This window comes from Lacinutrix venerupis, from assembly GCF_001971745.1.
Lineage (GTDB): Bacteria > Bacteroidota > Bacteroidia > Flavobacteriales > Flavobacteriaceae > Lacinutrix > Lacinutrix venerupis.
Genome location: NZ_CP019352.1, coordinates 1,319,715 through 1,338,787, shown reverse-complemented (window position 1 = coordinate 1,338,787; position 19,073 = coordinate 1,319,715). Strand labels below are relative to the sequence as shown.

At 29.6% G+C, this 19,073-nt stretch carries 21 protein-coding genes; 12 read left to right on the top strand and 9 right to left on the bottom strand.

The window, feature by feature from the left end; translation table 11 throughout:
- Nucleotides 1-2: 2 nt before the first annotated feature.
- A complete protein-coding gene (locus tag BWR22_RS06085) occupies nt 3-689 on the bottom strand; it encodes a uracil-DNA glycosylase family protein (RefSeq protein WP_076732619.1) in 687 nt (228 codons plus the stop codon).
- A complete protein-coding gene (locus BWR22_RS06080; RefSeq protein ID WP_076732617.1) occupies nt 690-1,415 on the bottom strand; it encodes a tetratricopeptide repeat protein in 726 nt (241 codons plus the stop codon).
- Between the two features lie 88 nt (nt 1,416-1,503).
- Here BWR22_RS06080 and BWR22_RS06075 point away from each other — a divergent pair, with 88 nt between their 5' ends.
- Nucleotides 1,504-1,635, top strand: a complete 132-nt coding sequence (locus tag BWR22_RS06075; RefSeq protein ID WP_076732614.1) for a 30S ribosomal protein THX — start codon at nt 1,504-1,506, stop codon at nt 1,633-1,635.
- On the opposite strand, the gene yaaA is transcribed toward BWR22_RS06075, so the two are convergent.
- From yaaA to BWR22_RS06060, 3 genes are all read right to left on the bottom strand, one after another.
- Nucleotides 1,636-2,394, bottom strand: a complete 759-nt coding sequence (gene yaaA / locus BWR22_RS06070; protein WP_076732611.1) for a peroxide stress protein YaaA — start codon at nt 2,392-2,394, stop codon at nt 1,636-1,638.
- A gap of 187 nt (nt 2,395-2,581) precedes the next feature.
- Entirely contained in the window at nt 2,582-3,628 is a 1,047-nt protein-coding gene (locus tag BWR22_RS06065) for an RluA family pseudouridine synthase (RefSeq protein WP_076732608.1), read from the bottom strand.
- A 4-nt stretch (nt 3,629-3,632) separates the two neighbouring features.
- A complete protein-coding gene (locus BWR22_RS06060) occupies nt 3,633-4,190 on the bottom strand; it encodes a PASTA domain-containing protein (RefSeq protein ID WP_076732605.1) in 558 nt (185 codons plus the stop codon).
- Between the two features lie 176 nt (nt 4,191-4,366).
- Here BWR22_RS06060 and BWR22_RS06055 point away from each other — a divergent pair, with 176 nt between their 5' ends.
- Nucleotides 4,367-5,341 (top strand): D-alanine--D-alanine ligase, encoded by a 975-nt coding sequence (locus tag BWR22_RS06055; RefSeq protein WP_076732603.1) that lies wholly within the window; start codon nt 4,367-4,369, stop codon nt 5,339-5,341.
- Between the two features lie 111 nt (nt 5,342-5,452).
- Nucleotides 5,453-5,911 carry a pantetheine-phosphate adenylyltransferase gene (gene coaD / locus BWR22_RS06050; protein ID WP_076732600.1) on the top strand — a complete coding sequence of 153 codons (459 nt, stop codon included), beginning with the start codon at nt 5,453-5,455 and terminating at the stop codon, nt 5,909-5,911.
- A 38-nt stretch (nt 5,912-5,949) separates the two neighbouring features.
- On the opposite strand, the gene BWR22_RS06045 is transcribed toward coaD, so the two are convergent.
- Complete coding sequence (locus BWR22_RS06045) at nt 5,950-7,611, bottom strand: SulP family inorganic anion transporter (protein ID WP_076732597.1); 1,662 nt, start codon at nt 7,609-7,611, stop codon at nt 5,950-5,952.
- A gap of 98 nt (nt 7,612-7,709) precedes the next feature.
- Between BWR22_RS06045 and BWR22_RS06040 the strand changes: the two genes are divergently transcribed.
- Nucleotides 7,710-9,443 (top strand): M14 family metallopeptidase, encoded by a 1,734-nt coding sequence (locus BWR22_RS06040; protein ID WP_076732595.1) that lies wholly within the window; start codon nt 7,710-7,712, stop codon nt 9,441-9,443.
- 69 nt (nt 9,444-9,512) lie between these two features.
- Here BWR22_RS06040 and BWR22_RS06035 read toward each other — a convergent pair whose 3' ends face one another.
- Together BWR22_RS06035 and BWR22_RS06030 are read right to left on the bottom strand one after the other, a co-directional pair.
- Nucleotides 9,513-11,450, bottom strand: coding sequence for a T9SS type A sorting domain-containing protein (locus tag BWR22_RS06035; protein WP_076732592.1), 1,938 nt, complete (start codon nt 11,448-11,450; stop codon nt 9,513-9,515).
- Nucleotides 11,451-11,609: 159 nt separating this feature from the next.
- Nucleotides 11,610-12,203, bottom strand: a complete 594-nt coding sequence (locus BWR22_RS06030) for an NUDIX hydrolase (protein WP_076732590.1) — start codon at nt 12,201-12,203, stop codon at nt 11,610-11,612.
- A gap of 132 nt (nt 12,204-12,335) precedes the next feature.
- Here BWR22_RS06030 and pyrE point away from each other — a divergent pair, with 132 nt between their 5' ends.
- Both pyrE and BWR22_RS06020 read left to right on the top strand, forming a co-directional pair.
- Nucleotides 12,336-12,980 (top strand): orotate phosphoribosyltransferase, encoded by a 645-nt coding sequence (gene pyrE, locus BWR22_RS06025; protein WP_076732587.1) that lies wholly within the window; start codon nt 12,336-12,338, stop codon nt 12,978-12,980.
- 37 nt (nt 12,981-13,017) lie between these two features.
- A complete protein-coding gene (locus BWR22_RS06020) occupies nt 13,018-13,413 on the top strand; it encodes an orotate phosphoribosyltransferase (RefSeq protein ID WP_076732585.1) in 396 nt (131 codons plus the stop codon).
- Here the strand turns inward: BWR22_RS06020 and BWR22_RS06015 are convergent.
- Nucleotides 13,410-14,141, bottom strand: a complete 732-nt coding sequence (locus BWR22_RS06015; protein ID WP_076732583.1) for a biotin--[acetyl-CoA-carboxylase] ligase — start codon at nt 14,139-14,141, stop codon at nt 13,410-13,412. The two genes, BWR22_RS06020 and BWR22_RS06015, sit on opposite strands and share 4 nt — an antisense overlap.
- A gap of 107 nt (nt 14,142-14,248) precedes the next feature.
- On the opposite strand from BWR22_RS06015, the gene rsfS reads away from it, so the two are divergent.
- From rsfS to BWR22_RS05985, 6 genes are all read left to right on the top strand, one after another.
- Nucleotides 14,249-14,620: a ribosome silencing factor gene (gene rsfS, locus BWR22_RS06010; protein WP_076732580.1), complete on the top strand. Its 372-nt coding sequence runs from the start codon at nt 14,249-14,251 to the stop codon at nt 14,618-14,620.
- 8 nt (nt 14,621-14,628) lie between these two features.
- Nucleotides 14,629-16,605 carry an ATP-dependent zinc metalloprotease FtsH gene (ftsH, locus tag BWR22_RS06005; RefSeq protein ID WP_076732577.1) on the top strand — a complete coding sequence of 659 codons (1,977 nt, stop codon included), beginning with the start codon at nt 14,629-14,631 and terminating at the stop codon, nt 16,603-16,605.
- 111 nt (nt 16,606-16,716) lie between these two features.
- On the top strand, nt 16,717-17,322 hold the full coding sequence (locus tag BWR22_RS06000; RefSeq protein ID WP_076732574.1) for an LUD domain-containing protein: 606 nt from the start codon (nt 16,717-16,719) through the stop codon (nt 17,320-17,322).
- A 21-nt stretch (nt 17,323-17,343) separates the two neighbouring features.
- Nucleotides 17,344-18,165, top strand: coding sequence for a phosphatidate cytidylyltransferase (locus tag BWR22_RS05995; protein ID WP_076732572.1), 822 nt, complete (start codon nt 17,344-17,346; stop codon nt 18,163-18,165).
- Nucleotides 18,155-18,805: a phosphatidylserine decarboxylase family protein gene (locus BWR22_RS05990; RefSeq protein WP_076732569.1), complete on the top strand. Its 651-nt coding sequence runs from the start codon at nt 18,155-18,157 to the stop codon at nt 18,803-18,805. Before BWR22_RS05995 ends, BWR22_RS05990 begins: the two co-directional genes overlap by 11 nt.
- The gene (locus BWR22_RS05985) at nt 18,805-19,071 is read left to right on the top strand and encodes an acyl-CoA-binding protein (protein WP_076732566.1); all 267 of its coding nucleotides are present in this window, start codon (nt 18,805-18,807) and stop codon (nt 19,069-19,071) included. The genes BWR22_RS05990 and BWR22_RS05985 overlap by 1 nt, the downstream gene beginning before the upstream one ends.
- The last annotated feature ends 2 nt before the right edge of the window (nt 19,072-19,073 follow it).

Sequence of the window (19,073 nt, the reverse complement as noted above, 5' to 3'; positions counted from 1 at the left end):
TATTATAAATACTCACGGTATTGAAGCACTCTAAAATCGAAAGTATTAAACTTAGGATTGCTAGCTTTAAGTTGCTTGTATAAAGGATTACTACCTATTGAAATATTAGCAGCGCCAGAAGAAGATGTTAAAGAAACTGTTTTAACAACTCTATTTTTTAATGCTTTTTTTGAATCTTTGTTTTCATTATTGATAACAAATTCATGAATTTTAGGAGTATCGTTAGATATTAATTGTAGCTTTAAATTATATGCTTTTATATGCTTTCTAAAAAAGTACTCTGGACCATTTTTAGAACGTCCTCCAATAAAAAGTAGCGTTTCTATATTTGGATATTTTTTTAGATACCCAATAATATCTCTAAGTTTAATATTTTTCATTCCTAAATCTGAAGCATCAATTTTTTCACGCTCGCAACTTTCTACAATGTCGCAAACACCTATTTTATTATTAATTAAAAAATTTTTTCTTTGTTGTATAGCTTCTTGAGAATTATCGTAACGTAAATTGAGATTGTGTATTTTATCTATAAATAACCATAAACTATTATAATAACTACCATAACAAAAATCAACATCTTTTTCTAGTAAATTTCCAGTAGTAAATCTTGGAGGTGGTAATGTTCCAACAATAAGTTTTTTAGTGTCGTGTTTAATAAATGGTTTGTATGGATGCTTGTGCTTAAACATTTAATTCAAACTTTTTATAAGCTTTTCTACCTCATTAATAGTTGACCTGTATTTATTTTTGTTAGGCTTAGTCATGTGCTTAGACTCTGTAGATATTTCATTTAAAATATCTTTTGCTGCTTCTAGTTTATTATTCTCTATATAAAATTTTGCTAATACTAATCTCTCGGTGTAATTAGAATAACGCTGATCTATAGATTGTAAATGCTTTTCGGCAGCATTGGTTTGTCCTGTTTTATGTAATGCCAAACCATAAATAAATTCTGACTTCGATTGTTTAAATTCCGGATGACTTTTAAGCTTTGCGCCGTAAGAAATGGTATTATTATAATCTTTTAAATTATAATATGCAGCTATTAATTTTTCTAATATAAAATAATTGTTCTGGCTTTTATCTTGTAAAGCCACTTCGTAATGCGTTATGGCATTTTTATAATCTTTCATTTCAAAAAAAGCGTCTGCTAGATCTAATCTATTTTGAAATGTCTCTGAAAAATGAAGTCTTTTCTCTAAATCTTTAACCTTTTTTGTTGGTATTAAAACCGAAGTTAAATTCTCTTTAATAATATTAGCATCGCGCTTATTATAAACTTGAGTTACTAAATATATTAAACAACCAATTACAGGGATAAAAAGGATTAAAAAAATCCAGTAATATTGATTTCTATATTTTATAACATGATAAATACAAAAAGCTTGTAAAGCAAAAATTAAGTAATAATACATTAGTTAAAATTAATTTAAAGTGATAAATATACTAAAGTAACTCCTAAAATATTTGCTATCTTTAATCAATTCAATATTATATAGAACTATGGGAAGAGGAGATAAAAAAACAAAACGCGGCAAAATTAGCAGAGGAACTTTTGGTGTTAGACGACCAAAAATTAAAAAGCGAGTGCGCCCTGAAACTAAAATTGAAATTAATAAAAAAATTAAGCCATAATTATCTTGTAAATACCAAGTGGTTTTTACTAGACAACTCATCGCTTAATCCATAACCTTCGGTTTTAAATCCTTTTAAATCGTCTATTGTTTTTGCGTTAGTATCTACAATATATCTAGCCATTAAGCCTCTTGCTAATTTAGCATAAAAGGCTACAATTTTATATTTTCCGTTTTTAAACTCTTTAAAGTCTACAGTTACAACTGGTACTTTTAACGCCTTAACATCTATTGCTTTAAAGTATTCTTTACTTGCTAAATTTACAAAAACCTCATCGTCTTGTAATTCTTCATTAAGTGCTTTTACAACGTCTTTTTTCCAAAATTCATAAAGATTCTTTTTGGTACCAATAGGCAATTTAGTTCCCATTTCTAATCTATATGGCTGAATTAAATCTAAAGGTTTTAAAATACCATACAAACCTGAAAGTATTCTTACTTTATCTTGTAAAATGTCTATTTTATCTTTTGAAATAGTATAAGCATCTAATCCTTTATAAACATCACCACTAAATGCGTAAGCTGCTTGCCTTGCATTCTCTGTAGTAAATGGCAATTGCCACTCTTGATTACGCTCGTAATTAAGCTGCCCTAAAGCATCACTAACATGCATTAATTCTGAAATTCCTTTAGCAGATTTCTTTTTAAGTACTTTGCTAATTTTCTCAGACTGATTTAAAAATTGAGCTTCTGTATAATTCTCTGTTGGTAATTTGCTTTCAAAATCTAAAGATTTTGCTGGTGATAATACTAATTTCATAAATTCTTTTTTCTATTACGAATTTACAATTTACCTTATAAAAATTAACTCAATAAAAATGAATTGTTCTATACAATTATAAATATTGATTATAGGTTAATTGCGTTAGGGATTGATGCGGCATCCTTTTTTTGAGACACGTAAAAAAAAGATATAGCGGAAAGCCCGACCTTTAGGTAACGCCCAACTAAGATTCTAAGTGCGTACTATAACCTCTCCACTTCTCTATACAATCTTGCATATCCTTTGGAACAGGCGTTTCAAAACGCATAAATTCTCCTGTTTTAGGATGCTCGAAACCTAAAGTTTTTGCATGCAGTGCTTGTCTTGGTAAAATTTTAAAACAGTTTTCTACAAATTGCTTGTATTTGGTAAAGGTTGTACCTTTTAAAATACGCTCACCGCCATAACGCTCATCGTTAAAAAGCGTGTGCCCAATATGTTTCATATGTACACGAATTTGGTGTGTTCTTCCTGTTTCAAGCTTGCAACTTACTAAGGTTACATAGGTTAAACGCTCTAATACTTTGTAATGTGTTACGGCAGGTTTTCCTTTATCTGCTTCATCATCAAAAAACACAGTGTTTTGTAATCGGTTTTTAGGATGCCTACCAATGTTGCCTTCAATGGTACCTTCATCATCAGTTATATTTCCCCAAACAATAGCCACATATTCGCGCTCACTGGTTTTATCTTTAAACTGTTTAGATAAATGTGCCATGGCATGTTCGGTTTTTGCAACCACTAATAAACCACTAGTATCTTTATCTATTCTATGTACTAAACCTGGTCTATCGCTAGAATTTTTTGGTAAATTATCGAAATGATAAATTAAACCATTTATTAATGTTCCAGAATAGTTTCCATGTCCTGGATGCACTACAATACCTGCTGGTTTATTAACTACCAAAAGTGTATCGTCTTCGTAAACAATGTCTAAAGGCATATTTTCTCCAACCAATAAATTCTCGAATGGTGGATGAGAAAACAGTACACGAATTTCGTCTAAAGGCTTTACTTTATAATTAGATTTTACAACAACATCGTTTACATAAATATTACCATCTTTAGCAGCTGCTTGAATTTTATTTCTTGTAGCATTTTCTACTTTATTCATTAGCCACTTATCGATGCGTAAAGGCCCTTGACCTTTATCTGCTGTAAATGCATGATGCTCGTAAAGCGTTTCTCCTTCTTCGTTTTTTTCGGGTAATTGCGGTGTGTAATCTGCCATTATATTAGTTTGCACGATTTCCGTTTCCTAAAACAACATCTATTTTAGAGTGCTTAGGCAACAAGGTTCCTGGTTTTAATACTTTTCCGTTATAGCGTAAGCTTAAAACCTCATCTTTTCCAATATTATCTATGTACGTTTTTTTACCAATTTCAAATTCTAAAGATTCTAAAGTTGGTCTTGCTTGACGAAATGTACGGTTTATAATATCTGGCACAGGAATTTTACGATAACCAGAAGGATTAAGTGTAATGTAAATTTTTCTATTTTCTTTTACGTTTTCTCCTGCTGGAGGATCTTGTTCTATTACAGAATATTTTGGGTAATCTGGATTAAAATTTGCTGAATCTTGTATTTCCATAACCAAGTTATTTTCATCTAATTCAATTTTTGCAACATCTATAGATTTTCCTGTTAGGTTTGGAACTGTTTCAAAATTACCATGGTTGGTAGTAAGATTCAACCATTTAAAAATGATAAAACATAAAACTAATACTGCAACTATAGCTAAACCTAGTTGTTTAAAAAACGTTTTACTAGTAAGAAATTTAATTATACTCATTGGTTGATTTAAGTTAAAAATACTGTGGCAAATATATAAAAACAAAAAGGTTTTCGTTTGCTATAAAATAAATGATATTTTAGCTAAACTAATAAATTGCGAGCTTATTATTAAGCTTTAATATTATTATACGAAGTTTAACTGTTTTAAGATTACCGTATTTACGGAAACTAACAATGAAAAAAAATATTGCCATAATAATGGGAGGCTATTCTAGCGAATACCAAATTTCTTTAAAAAGTGGAAATGTAGTTTATAATACTTTAAGTAAAGAAAAATATAATGTTTACAGAATACATATTTTTGAAAACAAATGGGTTTATGTAGATGATTATGATACTGAATTTACAATTGATAAAAACGATTTTTCTGTTTTGGTTAACGAAACAAAAATTAATTTCGATTGTGTTTTTAATGCCATTCATGGCTCTCCTGGAGAAGACGGATTTATGCAATCTTATTTTGAGTTAATTGGCATACCACAAACAAGCTGCAATGCTTATCAAGCTGCTCTAACTTTTAACAAACGTGATTGCTTGAGCGTATTAAAACCATATGGTATTTTAGCAGCAGAAAGTTATTATCTAAACCTAGGAGATAGTATAAATGAAGAAGATATTATTACAAAGGTAGGTTTACCATGCTTTGTAAAAGCTAATAAAGCTGGTAGTAGTTTTGGAATTTCTAAAGTACATAAAAAAGAAGATTTAAAAACCGCTATAGACCATGCTTTTAAAGAGGATGATGAGATTATTATAGAATCTTTTCTTGATGGCGTAGAGGTTTCTGTTGGTGTTATTACCTACAAAGGAGAAACTAAAGTTTTACCTATTACCGAAATTGTAAGTGAAAACGATTTTTTCGATTATGAAGCTAAATACCTTGGCAAATCTCAAGAAATTACTCCTGCAAGGTTAACTAAAACACAAGAAGATAAAGTAAATACTCTTGCCAAAAAGGTTTACGATGTTTTAAAAATGAAAGGCTTCTCTAGAAGCGAGTTTATTTTTAAAGATGATGAACCACATTTATTAGAAATAAATACTGTTCCTGGTTTAACTAACGAAAGTATTTTACCACAACAAGCCGCAGAAGCTGGCATTTCTATGGCAGAATTATTTGAAAGCGCTATCGACGAAGCTTTAAAATAATTTAATAAAGATATCTAACTTTAGATTGTGTTTAAAGTTAAATACATTGCAAAAACTAAACAATTTAATTATATTATAATTACTTAGAATAAAACTATTAAAACAACAATCATGAAACGTGCACTTTTTCCAGGATCTTTTGACCCTATAACTCTTGGACATTATGATATTATTAAGCGTGGTGTAAAACTTTTTGACGAGGTTATTGTTGCCATTGGAGTAAATTCTGAAAAAAAATACATGTTTTCATTAGAAGACAGGAAGCGTTTTTTAGAAGAAGCTTTTAAAAACGAACCTAAAGTAAAAGTTGTTACTTATAAAGGATTAACCATAGATTTTTGCAAAGAAATGGAGGCAAAATTTATTTTACGTGGTTTAAGAAATCCAGCAGATTTTGAGTTTGAAAAAGCTATTGCACATACTAATAGAAAACTCTCTAAAATAGAAACCGTTTTTCTTTTAACTGCTGCAAGAACATCATTTATTAGTTCTAGCATTGTTAGAGAAGTAATACGCAATAATGGAGACTACACTGTTTTAGTTCCAGATAGTGTACGGGTTAAACAATAAATTCTAAAAAAAAAGCGAGCCAATTGGCTCGCTTTTTTTTAGAATTTATATTCCGAAAGTGGTTTTGGAAATTCCTCTGGATTAGCTGCTAAATGGTAGCGAGGATCATCTATATCCTCAACAATTACCTCTCTAAACTTTGGACTAGCTTTATATAGTAAAATTTTACAATCTTCACTTAAATGTTTTAGCTTAATCTTTTTTCCTTCTGTTTCATATTTTTCTACTAAATTAAAAATAGCTTCTATTGCAGAGTGATCACTTACACGAGATTCCACAAAATCAATCTCAATATTTTCCGGATCGTTTTTAGCATCAAACTTTTCGTTAAATGCTTGAATACTTCCAAAAAATAACGGTCCCCAAATTTCATAAACTTTAGTTCCATCTTCTTTAATACGCTTTCTTGCTCTAATTTTCTTAGCGTTTTCCCAAGCAAATACTAAAGCCGATATTATAACTCCTACAAATACCGCTACTGCTAAATCTACAAAAACAGTTACTAAAGACACAGTAATAAGTACAATAGCATCAGACATTGGTATTTTTTTAAGTATTCTAAAACTAGACCATGCAAACGTTTCTATAACCATCATAAACATAACTCCTACTAAAGCAGCAATTGGCACCATTTCAATTAATTTATCGGCAAAAAGAATAAAAGATAATAATGTTACAGCCATCATTATTCCCGATAAACGTCCTCGACCACCAGCATTTATATTAATTACCGTTTGACCAATCATACCACAACCACCTGTTCCACCAAAAAGACCAGAAACTATATTTCCAGCACCTTGTGCCACACATTCTCTATTTCCATTCCCTCTAGTTTCGGTTAACTCGTCTACCAAATTCATAGTCATTAAAGACTCTATTAAACCAACAGACGCAGCTAAAAATGCAGGTAATGCAATAAACTTTAAAGTATCAAAATTAAAAGGCAATTTTTCCCAAAGCTCTAAATTAGGTGTTGGAAACTCTCCTTTTAAACCAGTTCCTCCTCCTTCTACTATGTAAGATCCAACCGTAGAAACATCTAAATTAAAACCTACAACTATAAAACTAGTAATTAAAATTGCTGTTAACGCTGCAGGAACTTTTTTAGTTATTTTTGGGAGCACCCAAATTATTCCCATAGTTAAAAGCACTAAACCAATCATGGTATATAACTCTGAACCTTGCATGTAAGTACTTACATACTCATTTACACCAGCATCTGATACTTGTAAAGATTTATGAGAGAACATTTTTACTTGAGCCATAAAAATAACTATAGATAAACCGTTTACAAAACCCATCATTACTGGATGCGGAATCAAACGTACAAAACGTCCTAATTTAAAAACTCCAGCAAATATTTGTATTATTCCCATTAATACAACACATGCCATAAGGTAAAAGAAACCCATATTTTCTATAGGCGTATCCATTAACATACCTTTTGTATGTCCATCTGCAATCATACTAACAAAAATAACTGCAACTGCTCCAGCTGCTCCAGAAATTAAACCTGGTCTACCTCCAAAAATTGCTGTAATTAAACCAATTATAAAAGCACCAGATAATGCCATTAACGGATCTATTTGTGCAACAAACGCAAAGGCTACAACCTCAGGTATCATAGCTAACGAAACGGTAATTCCGGCTAAAACATCATCTTTCGCATTGGGTACTATTTTTCTAATAAACTCTGTCATTGTCCTATTTTTTGAAGCTGCAAAAGTACGTTTAATTACTAGATAGACAAAGTCGCTTATTCTATATTTGTTTACTTTTAATTTTTAAAATAATTAATATGAAAAAAATTGTTGCGCTTTTACTTGTTGTGTTTAGTTTTAATTGTAAATCTAAAAAAGAATATAATTTTACATCGGTTTTTGAAAAATCTAATGGTATAGAAACTGCTACTTACTTTGAAACTATTGAGTTTTACAAAAACTTAGCTGCTGTTTACCCAACTATTTCAATTGATTCTATAGGTATAACAGACGCTGGAAAACCACTTCATATTATAACCTATAATAAAGATGGCGTTTTTAAATTTTCGGAAATAAGAAAAAACAAAAATATACTTTTAATAAACAACGGAATACATCCTGGAGAAAGTGATGGTATAGATGCAACTATGTTACTCTATAGAGATTTAGCCGAAGGAAAAATAGAAACTCCTAAAAACACGGCTTTAGTTACTATCCCTATTTACAACATTGGTGGTAGTTTAAATAGAAACTCTACAACACGAACAAACCAAAACGGACCTAAAGCATACGGATTTAGAGGAAATGCTAGGAATTTTGACTTAAATAGAGATTTTATAAAATCTGACACTAAAAACGCTAAAACATTTGCACAAATTTTTCACTTAGTAAAACCAGATGTATTTATAGACAACCACGTAAGTAATGGTGCAGATTACCAATACACATTAACACATTTATTTACACAACACAATAAACTTGGTGGAGATTTAGGACATTATCTACACACTAAAATGATGCCTAATTTAGAACAAAAACTTGCTGAAAAAAAATGGGATATTACTCCATATGTAAATGTCTATAATAAAACTCCAGACAATGGTTTTTCTCAATTTTTTGATTCTCCTCGTTATTCTACAGGCTACACAACTTTATTTAACACACTTGGTATGATGGTGGAAACACATATGCTAAAACCCTACAAGCAACGTGTATATGGTACTTATGAATTAATGAAAAGTATGATTGAAATTATTGAAAATGATGGCGAAACAATAAAAAAGTTACGAGTTGAAGCATATAATAAACTTATGGCTCAAAAAACATATCCTTTACATTGGGAAATTGATACTACCAAAAATTCTCAATTAAAATTTAAAGGCTATGAAGGAGAAATGATTACCAGCGAAATTACTGGCAAAAACCGTCTAAAATATAACAGAAACAGACCTTTTGAAAAAACTGTTAATTATCAAAATTATTTTAAACCAACAACAGAAATTACTGTTCCAAAAGCATATATAATTCCGCAAGGTTGGTATAACATTATCGAATTATTAAAACTGAACAATACAGAAATAACTAAACTTAAAAAAGATTCTACGCTAGTTGTACAGAGCTATAAAATTGAAGATTATGAAAGCCGTAAAACACCATATGAAGGTCATTATCTTCATTTTAATACTTCAGTGTCTACAACTAAACAAACTATTACATTTAAAAAAGGAGATTACTTGGTTAAAACAGACCAACCTAACTACAGGTATATTATAGAAACTTTAGAACCTCAAGCATCAGATTCATTTTTTAACTGGAATTTTTTCGATACTATTTTACAGCAAAAAGAAGGATTTTCTGCTTACGTATGGGAAGACAAAGCTTTAGAGCTTTTAAAAAGTAATGCAGAATTAAAAATAAAGTTTGAAACTAAAAAAGTAAAAGACTCACTGTTTAAAAATAACTGGTATCAACAATTAAATTGGCTACATAAGCATAGCGAAAATTATGAGAAAGCTCATTTACAGTATCCTGTTTATAGAGTACTTAATTAATTTTTAAATAAAAAAAGACCACTAAATTAATAGTGGTCTTTTTTTTATAGTTTAATAACTATTCAAGCTTTAATGTAAAACTTGAACTTTTTTACTAAAGCTTCTAAAGTTAGATTTAAAGTTTATAATATATAAACCGTTAGAAAGACTATTAACATCTACTTTAGTTTTACCAAAGGTAGAATTATCAAAAGTTCCTCTAAGTACTTGTTTTCCATTTATACTATATACTGTATAATGCATAACCTCTGCATCTAATAATAACAATTCTACATTTAAATTGTTGCTAGCAGGATTCGGATATAATTTAATATCTGTACTATTATCTAAAACAGGTTTAAACTCTTCTTCAGTTGCTTCTTTTTCAATAATTACATCTTTAACAATAGGATCTTTAACATCTCCTGATGCATCATCATTATTTGTTGAAGCTTGTTTTGGTGGTGGTGCTATTACTAAAAATTGCACTCCTACCTCTTCTAAAGAAGCACATAGGTTATTAGAACTTATTAAATTCTCAACATCTGTTGCAGTAGTTTGTTGTAATTGTATAGTAGCTAAATCAAGAGTTGCAGGATTAAATACTAAAACATGTACTCTATAAACACCTAAATCTTGTAATCCTGAAAAAGTAAACGAATTACTTGTTCTCGTCCATCTTTTTATTACTAACTCACCATTTAAGTTAGGTTGAGATAAAATAAATGCTTTATCAAATCCTGATGGTACAACAGCATCTCCATTTAAAGATATATTAATTGCAACAGTAGAACTTAAATCTAATATTGGTAATGTATTAGTACTTAATGATATTGTTCCAGAATCTGCTTCACATGTAACATCCTCTATATCGCTTATTGTAATAGTAATTGTTTCTTCATCACACAGTGTACTGTTACAATAGTTTCCAGAATACATAGAAGCTTTAATTTCAAAAGTACCTGTTCCTAAATTCCAAGAACCTCCACCTGCTGGATAAGTATATGGAATATAGTTTTCAATTATTGAGTATTGTTGGTTTGTTTCTACATTTTCAACTTCAAATCTAACACTTTCTGATGCTCCAGATACAATTGCATCTACATAGAAATTAGATGGTAAATCACTTAACTGATAAGTTGCTCCATCTGTTAAAGTTGTTGTCTCTGTACCATTAGTGAACTGTAATTCTGTTATATCACCACAGTTTTGTTCGTACAATGTAAAGGTGTAACAAATGTAATCGCATTGTGTACCATAACAATTGTCGTATTTGTACACTTTAGAAATAAATTGAAATGTTCCTGTTCCTAAAGACCACGCACCATTTCCACCCGGATAAGTATATGGTAATATATTTTCAGTATTTGTGTAAACTTGACCAGTGTTTAAGTTTTTTATTTTATTGTATGCACTATCTGTCATACCAGAAACAACTACATCAACATAAAAGTTATATGGTAAAGTTGCAATATCATAACTACCTCCATTGCTAATATTAACAGTGTTTGTTCCGTTAGAGAATACTAAACCATCAATTTCACCACAAGAAGGAGTATTAGTTAGCTTAAACCTGATTTTTTCTTTATCACAGTACCATCCAGAGCAACTATTATATTTATAAATTTTTGCTTCAATTTCATAATAACCTGGTCCATAACTCCAAGCACTTCCGCCGTTAGGAAAAGTATATGGTAAATAGTTTTCTTGAATATAAGCATACTGTCCTGTGTAAAGGTTTTTAACCTTAATTCTAGCACTTCTAGAATAACCAGACACTAATACGTTTATATAAAAATTGTTTGGCAAATCTCCAATGTAATATTCTCCACCATTTGTTATAGTTGTAGAAGAATTTCCATTAGAAAATTTAAAACCAGAAATAGAACCGCACCAGGTATCTTCATTAGATATTAAGGTTTCTTCGGTTGTTGCGTAAGATTGTAATGAAAAACACAACAATATTACTGCTAAAAAGTTTTGTAACCTTTTAACTTGAGGGAGTTTTTTAGGTAGTTTTTGTTTCATGATTAATTAATTTAATTTGTAATAACAATCAAACTTAAATAATCATAAATTTATCTTAAAATTTCTCGGTCATAATACATTATTATTCTACGAATGGTGTGAAAAGCAAGATTAAATAACCTGTAAGAAAACTCTCTAAAACAAAACGCTTATATTTTATTACTTTTTGCTTTTTATTAACAACTTAATATTTGAGTAAGAGTTATTTAACGCTTCTAGAGATTTTTCCTTATTTAGCCATTGTACTTTAGTAATACCTTCGGCTTCTTGCGGATATAATTCACCTTTAAAATTGGTTTTCATTTTAAACCAATAGGTAATTTTAATTTTCAATTTATCGTTTCTTTTAAAAAGATGATAAGTAGTCTCTAATGGTTTAACAATTTTTAAACCAGTAACTCCTGTTTCTTCTTCTACTTCACGAAGTGCAGTTTCCTCGATACTTTCATTTTTTTCTGCTTTACCTTTTGGTAAATCCCATTTATTGTTTCTAAAAATAAACAATACTTCATTATTATTATTGTAAACTTTTCCTCCTCCAGCAATAACGTTAGGTAATTTTTTTAAAAACTTTTTTAGTATAGTTTCTTCGTTGTGATGAATAAGCCTAATAGAATTAATTTTCTTTTTTTTAAGTACTTTTATAGCTTCTTCAATATCTACATCTTTTAACAAAAAGTTTTTAAAATCGGTTTCTTTTTCAACTATGGTTGTTAAAATTATAGGTTTGTTGTTTACAAAAATGTAATACATATTTTAGCGTCTAGCAATTGGTTAGCTTTGGTAAAAATATTATTTTTATTTTAGTTTCTTACGTCTTAAAAAAATATTTTTTTAGATTTATAACTAAGCCATAAAGTTAAATTATTGTTTATTTTTGCAATTATGATTTTTGACAAACACATCGCCAGACAAGCCGCAAAGGTTTTACTACAAGTTAACGCTATTAAATTAAGCCCAAAAGAACCATTTACATGGGCTTCTGGATGGAAATCTCCTATTTATTGCGACAATCGTATTATTTTATCATTTCCACCTATAAGAAATTATGTACGTGAAGAAATGGCTAAGTTTATAGAACAGCAATATGGCAAACCAGATGCAATAGCAGGTGTTGCTACAGGAGCCATAGGTATTGGAATGTTAGTTGCAGAATATTTAGGCTTACCTTTTATATATGTAAGACCAGAAGCAAAAGGCCATGGCCGCCAAAACCAAATTGAAGGTTTTATTGAAAGCGGACAAAATGTTGTTGTTGTAGAAGACCTAATTAGCACCGGAAAGAGCAGTCTTAATGCAGTAAAAGCATTAAAAAAAGCAAATGTAAATGTAAAAGGCATGATTGCTATTTTTACTTACGGTTTTGATATTGCCAAAGAAAATTTTGAAGCAGAACATATAGATTTACATACTTTAAGTAATTATGAAAATTTACTTATTGAAGCTGCCGAAACAAATTATATAAAAGAAGATCAATTAGAAACTTTGTCTGCTTGGAATAGTAATCCTAGCGAATGGAATGCTTCTTGATATCTAAATACTATAAAAGAATAATAAAAAATCTAATATGAATTTAGAATCTAAAAAAGTTACTTTAAATAAATCTGCCGAAGACGCTTTTAATTTTTTAAACAACGTTAAAAACTTCGAAACACTTATGCCAGAAAACATAAGTAAATTTGAAATTCTTGACGAAGATAAATTTTTATTTGCGTTAAAAGGCATGCCAGAAATTGTACTTAAGAAAAAAGAAACTGTACCACACAGCAAAATAATTCTTGGAGCTGCTGGCGGAAAATTAGATTTCTCTCTAATTGCAAATATTACAGAAATAGATAGCAATACTAGTGAAGTGCAACTAAACTTTCAAGGAGAATTTAATGCTATGATGGCAATGATGATTAAAGGTCCTATAAGTAAGTTTATAGACACTTTAGCTGGAAACATGACTGTAGCTGTTTAATATAATAAGGTTATTTCGTTTAAAGTAAATTCTTCTATAATTTCATCCTCTAATAAGAGTACTAAATTACCACTTGAAGAAATACCTTTAATAAAACCAGAAAACAAATTACCTTCGGCATTTTTAAATGTTGAAGGTTTATTTTTTCTAAATAATTTTGATTCATAGTCTGCTTTTAATGCTTCAGTAGCACCAGAATCTAAACTTTTAAATGCAATTTTAAACTCAACTATAAACTTATGCATTACTTCATCTAAATCAAAAGTTCTACCACAACTATTTTTTAAGGATGTAGCACTAATTAAATCATTAAACTCTGTTTGGTTAACATTTAAACCTATACCAATAATAGAATATTCTAATTTGCTTTTTTTTACAATATTTTCAATTAAAATACCTGCTATTTTTTTATTCGCTGACAAAATGTCGTTAGGCCATTTTACAAATAAATTAGGAACATTATAATATTTTAATGTTTTATATAATGCAAGCGAAGTAACAATACTAAGATAAAACTGATTAGAAAACTGCAAGTTACTTATACGTTTAAACACACTAAACGTAAGGTTTTCTCCTGCATTAGAAGCCCAAACTTTGCCCATTTGCCCACGTCCTCTATTCTGTTGTTTAGCAACAACAATAGTGTAATCTTCAAGAGTATCTGCGCTACTAATCTCTTTTAGAAAAGTATTTGTAGAATCGATGGCATCAAGTTTGATTATACGCATATAAATTGGTTATCTTCGTTGTTTAAATTTTATAATTAATCTTTATAAAAATTTTAAAGTATAAAGAACCAAAAAATAATAACTTTGCACAAATTAAATATTAGTTAATGGCTAAAAAACAAGTAAATGACGATGCATTAATAACTACAATTATTAGTGGTATTGAAGATGTAAAAGGAAAAGAAACAACTATTCTAGACTTAAGAGAAATTGATAATACTGTTTGCGATTATTTTATTATTTGCGAAGGTACCTCTAATACACAAGTAAATGCAATTGTTAATTCTATTCAGAAAAAAGTAAGCAAAGAGCTTAAAGATAAGCCTTGGCATATAGAAGGAGAAGACAATGCAGAATGGGTTTTAATGGATTATGTAAATGTTGTTGTACATGTTTTCCAAAAACATATTCGTGAATATTATGACATTGAAAGTCTTTGGGGAGACGCTAAAACTACACTTATTGAATCTAAATTTTAAACCCATACATGGCAAATAATAATAAACCGCAAGCTCCAAAAAAACCTAAGTTTAATCCGTATTGGATTTCAGGAGCTCTTTTAATTGCATTAATCGCTTTTCAAATTTTTGGAACAGGCGATACTAATGACAATAAAAAAATAACACCAATAGAGTTTTATCAAATTTTAAAAGATGGTGACGTTAAACAATTTGATGTCATTAAAAACACTGGTTTTGTAAAAGTATACCTTACAGATGCAGCCGAAAAACTTGAAAAACACAAAAAATCTGTTTCAAATAATTTTAGTTTTAGTGCTACTAAAACACCTAACTACATTTTTCAATACGGTAGTTTAGAAAATTTTGAAGATAAGTATACAAGTATTATAGACGAAAATAATCTTAATACAGTTTACGATAACGACAGAGAAGAAAATTTGTTATCAGATTTGCTTTTTAGTTTACTACCATTTATCCTTTTAATCGCTGTCTGGATATTTATCATGCGTCGTATGTCTGGTGGTGCTGGAGGAGGCGCTGGTGGTCAGATTTTTAATATAGGAAAATCTAAAGCCAAACTATTCGACGAGAATACTAAAGTAAAAACAACTTTTAAAGATGTTGCTGGTTTAGAAGGTGCCAAAGAAGAAGTACAAGAAATTGTAGACTTCCTTAAAAATCCAGAAAAATACACTTCATTAGGAGGAAAAATACCAAAAGGAGCCTTACTTGTAGGACCTCCAGGAACTGGTAAAACTTTATTAGCAAAAGCTGTTGCTGGTGAAGCAAAAGTGCCATTTTTCTCATTATCTGGATCAGATTTCGTTGAAATGTTCGTAGGTGTTGGAGCCTCTAGAGTAAGAGACTTATTTAAACAAGCCAAAGAAAAATCTCCTGCAATTATATTTATTGATGAAATTGATGCCATCGGTCGTGCAAGAGGAAAAAATGCAATGTCAGGAAGTAACGATGAACGTGAAAACACATTAAACCAATTACTAACAGAAATGGATGGTTTTGGTACAAACACAAACGTTATTGTATTAGCTGCTACCAATAGAGCCGATATTTTAGATAAAGCCCTAATGCGTGCTGGTCGTTTTGACAGGCAAATACATGTAGATTTACCAAATCTAACCGAAAGACGTGCTATTTTTGAAGTACATTTAAGACCGCTTAAAAAAGTAGACGGTTTAGAAGTAGATTTCTTAGCAAAACAAACACCAGGATTCTCTGGTGCAGATATAGCAAACCTTTGTAATGAAGCTGCATTAATAGCAGCTAGAAACAACAAAAAAGCAGTAGATAAACAAGATTTCTTAGACGCAGTAGATAGAATTATTGGAGGTTTAGAAAAACGAAGTAATTTATTCTCTGTCGAAGAAAAGAAAACCATTGCTTATCACGAAGCAGGACACGCAACTGTAAGTTGGTTCTTAGAACATGCAGATCCTTTAGTTAAAGTAACTATTGTACCTCGTGGACGCTCATTAGGTGCTGCATGGTACTTACCACAAGAAGCCTTTATTACTAGAACAAGCAAATTTTTAGACGAAATTTGTGTAACTATGGGTGGTCGTGCTGCCGAAAAAATTATTTTTAATGAAATCTCTACTGGCGCATTAAGCGATTTAGAAAATGTAACCAAAAAAGCAAAAGCTATGGTTATGATTTATGGCTTAAATGAAAAAGTAGGTAATATTACATATTACGATCCTGCTGGAGAAAGTGGTTTTGTAAAACCATATAGTGAAAATACAGCAGAACTTATAGATAACGAAATTAAAAACATAGTTGAAACGCAGTACCAACGTGCATTAGAACTCTTAGAATCTAAAAGAGATGTGCTAGATAAACTTGCCGAAAGATTAATTGAAAGAGAAGTTATTTTCAAAGATGATCTTGAAGAAATATTAGGTAAGCGTCCTTTTGATACTACTTCTGAAAAACCATCAGAACTATTAAAAAAAGAAAACAATTCTAAAAAAGAGGAAGAAGAATAAACCTTATTTTTATAAAATAGTCTTAAAATCTCAAATTAACGCTATAGTTAATTTGAGATTTTTTATATTTGGTAATTACCTTAGCAGAATAGGTTAATAGCAAAGTTATAAATGAGCATTTTTAAAAACATTTTTCGTTCTAAATCTGATAAAGAAAAAAAAGATATTAGTAACGAAACAAGAGGTAAATACATGCCTCAAGAAAAACTACCAATTGACGAAAGTTTTACTATAAACTTTAAAGCAAACGGTGGTAAGTTTTTATATTGTGAAAATTTAGATGAAATTTACGAAAACTTAAATCTTATTCTTGAAGAAAATAATTGGACAGAAAAAGCTGGTTTTTTTTACGACAAAAACCTAAAAGAACGTTTTAAAAGTTTAAACTTAAAAACAGATGCTTTAAATGCTGCAACTTATTTTTTTACAACTTGCGAAAGTTTAATTGCTAATGATGGTTCTTTACTTATATCATCTCATCAAATAGCAGAATCTAAACTTAGAGAGTTCCCGAATAATTTTATTGTTTTTGCTACTACAAGTCAAATTGTCACAAATATTGGAGAAGGTTTAAGAAAAATTAAAAACAATAACACACAAAAAATACCCACAAACATTACTACAATAAAACACTTTAAAGATCTTGATGAAAAAGACTTTTTAACGTATGGTAGTGCCTCAAAAAACTTATATTTGCTACTTCTTGAGGATTTATAATAAGAACTCATTTATTTTTTAATGAAAGAAACTATAACTAGAGCATTATCTGGAGTACTTTATGTATTACTACTACTTTCATCACTATTAAATCAGCATGCATTAATCATTCTGTTTTTTATATTTGGAATTATATGTATTGCAGAATTTAAAAAACTAATTAGTTTAAAAAGTTTTGTTCCTTACATTATTTTCACGGTTTTATATTTTATTTTTGGGTACTGGCAATTACTCATGAATTCTTCAAAAGGTTTAGACGAAGCCACGCAAATACTTCAAGTTATTACCATATTTGTTCAACTTCTTTTAATTAAAGATTTATTTTCAGAAAAAGTTATTCCACTATTTATAACAAAGCGTTTTATATTAACCACGTTTTATATTTCTAGCGGCTTTGTTTTTTTAATATTAATAGCAAACCATAATCATACCTTTACACCAAAACTTTTATTTGGTTCATTTATTTTGGTTTGGGTAAACGATTCTTTTGCCTATTTAGTTGGAAAAAACTTTGGTAAACAAAAGTTGTTTTCAAGTATATCTCCTAAAAAAACTGTAGAAGGTTTTCTTGGAGGATTATTATTTTCTTGCATAGCAAGTTATTTTATAGCAACATACACGCATACTTTAAATTTTAATAATTGGCTTATTTTAGCTGTAATTATTAGTGTTATAGGTACTATTGGAGATTTAATAGAGTCTAAATTTAAACGTCAAGCAAATGTTAAAGACAGTGGTGTAATTATGCCAGGTCATGGAGGTTTGTTAGACCGTTTCGATAGTATTATATTTGCAGCACCATTTATATATTTATTTTTAAGAATATTACATTATGTTTCATAAAGAAGGCCATAAAATTATTGTCATAACTTTTATACTTATAATCGCGTCTTACATAGCTGTAGATTACTTTATAGATATTAATTGGCTTAAATATATACTGTTTTTCACTTTAGCAATATTTTTATATTTAATTCTTCAATTTTTTAGAAATCCTAAAAGAAACACAATAAATAATAACAACAACGTTTTATCTCCTGTAGATGGTAAAGTTGTAGTTATTGAAGAAGTTTTTGAAAAAGAATATTTTAAAGAAAAAAGACTACAAATAAGTGTGTTTATGTCTCCTTTAAATGTTCATGTAACACGCTATCCTATTAATGGAAAAGTTTTATTTAGTAAATATCATCCTGGTAAATATTTAGTTGCTTGGCATCCAAAAGCGAGTGAAGAAAACGAGCGAACAACTGTTGTTGTAGAAAATGAATCTTACGGTAAAGTATTATATAGACAAATAGCTGGAGCATTAGCAAAACGTATAGTAAACTACGCTAAAGTTGGTGATGAAGCCGTACAAGGTACCGATTCTGGTTTTATAAAATTTGGCTCGAGAGTAGATTTATATTTACCTTTAGATACTAATGTAAAAGTAAGTTTAAACGATAAAGTAAAAGGTGGCGAAAGTATAATTGCCGAATTATAATGACTTCTGAAGAAATAGATATCGCATTTCAAGAAGCTGTAGAGCGTATTAACTCGCATACAGAACCTTTTCCAGCAGACTTTTTGCTACGCTTATATGCGTATTTTAAAAAGGCTACAAATAATTACGAAAGACCAAGCAGCCGCACACCAATAATTAATGCTTTTAAAACTAATGCTCTATTTCAAATTCAAGGCATTACAGAAGACCAAGCAAAACAAACCTACATAGAGCTTGTAAATAATTACTTTTTATATAGAAAGTAAAC

Bases quoted from the DNA above. Each gene is read 5' to 3' on its own strand.
- BWR22_RS05985 (WP_076732566.1), top strand. From the start codon at position 18,805: ATGACTTCTGAAGAAATAGATATCGCATTTCAAGAAGCTGTAGAGCGT.
- BWR22_RS06020 (WP_076732585.1), top strand. From the start codon at position 13,018: ATGAATTTAGAATCTAAAAAAGTTACTTTAAATAAATCTGCCGAAGAC.
- BWR22_RS06080 (WP_076732617.1), bottom strand. From the start codon at position 1,415: ATGTATTATTACTTAATTTTTGCTTTACAAGCTTTTTGTATTTATCAT.
- BWR22_RS06045 (WP_076732597.1), bottom strand. From the start codon at position 7,611: ATGACAGAGTTTATTAGAAAAATAGTACCCAATGCGAAAGATGATGTT.
- coaD (WP_076732600.1), top strand. From the start codon at position 5,453: ATGAAACGTGCACTTTTTCCAGGATCTTTTGACCCTATAACTCTTGGA.
- pyrE (WP_076732587.1), top strand. From the start codon at position 12,336: ATGATTTTTGACAAACACATCGCCAGACAAGCCGCAAAGGTTTTACTA.
- BWR22_RS06075 (WP_076732614.1), top strand. From the start codon at position 1,504: ATGGGAAGAGGAGATAAAAAAACAAAACGCGGCAAAATTAGCAGAGGA.
- BWR22_RS05990 (WP_076732569.1), top strand. From the start codon at position 18,155: ATGTTTCATAAAGAAGGCCATAAAATTATTGTCATAACTTTTATACTT.
- BWR22_RS06055 (WP_076732603.1), top strand. From the start codon at position 4,367: ATGAAAAAAAATATTGCCATAATAATGGGAGGCTATTCTAGCGAATAC.
- BWR22_RS06060 (WP_076732605.1), bottom strand. From the start codon at position 4,190: ATGAGTATAATTAAATTTCTTACTAGTAAAACGTTTTTTAAACAACTA.
- yaaA (WP_076732611.1), bottom strand. From the start codon at position 2,394: ATGAAATTAGTATTATCACCAGCAAAATCTTTAGATTTTGAAAGCAAA.
- BWR22_RS06000 (WP_076732574.1), top strand. From the start codon at position 16,717: ATGAGCATTTTTAAAAACATTTTTCGTTCTAAATCTGATAAAGAAAAA.
- BWR22_RS06035 (WP_076732592.1), bottom strand. From the start codon at position 11,450: ATGAAACAAAAACTACCTAAAAAACTCCCTCAAGTTAAAAGGTTACAA.
- BWR22_RS05995 (WP_076732572.1), top strand. From the start codon at position 17,344: ATGAAAGAAACTATAACTAGAGCATTATCTGGAGTACTTTATGTATTA.
- BWR22_RS06040 (WP_076732595.1), top strand. From the start codon at position 7,710: ATGAAAAAAATTGTTGCGCTTTTACTTGTTGTGTTTAGTTTTAATTGT.
- BWR22_RS06085 (WP_076732619.1), bottom strand. From the start codon at position 689: ATGTTTAAGCACAAGCATCCATACAAACCATTTATTAAACACGACACT.
- BWR22_RS06030 (WP_076732590.1), bottom strand. From the start codon at position 12,203: ATGTATTACATTTTTGTAAACAACAAACCTATAATTTTAACAACCATA.
- BWR22_RS06015 (WP_076732583.1), bottom strand. From the start codon at position 14,141: ATGCGTATAATCAAACTTGATGCCATCGATTCTACAAATACTTTTCTA.
- rsfS (WP_076732580.1), top strand. From the start codon at position 14,249: ATGGCTAAAAAACAAGTAAATGACGATGCATTAATAACTACAATTATT.
- BWR22_RS06065 (WP_076732608.1), bottom strand. From the start codon at position 3,628: ATGGCAGATTACACACCGCAATTACCCGAAAAAAACGAAGAAGGAGAA.
- ftsH (WP_076732577.1), top strand. From the start codon at position 14,629: ATGGCAAATAATAATAAACCGCAAGCTCCAAAAAAACCTAAGTTTAAT.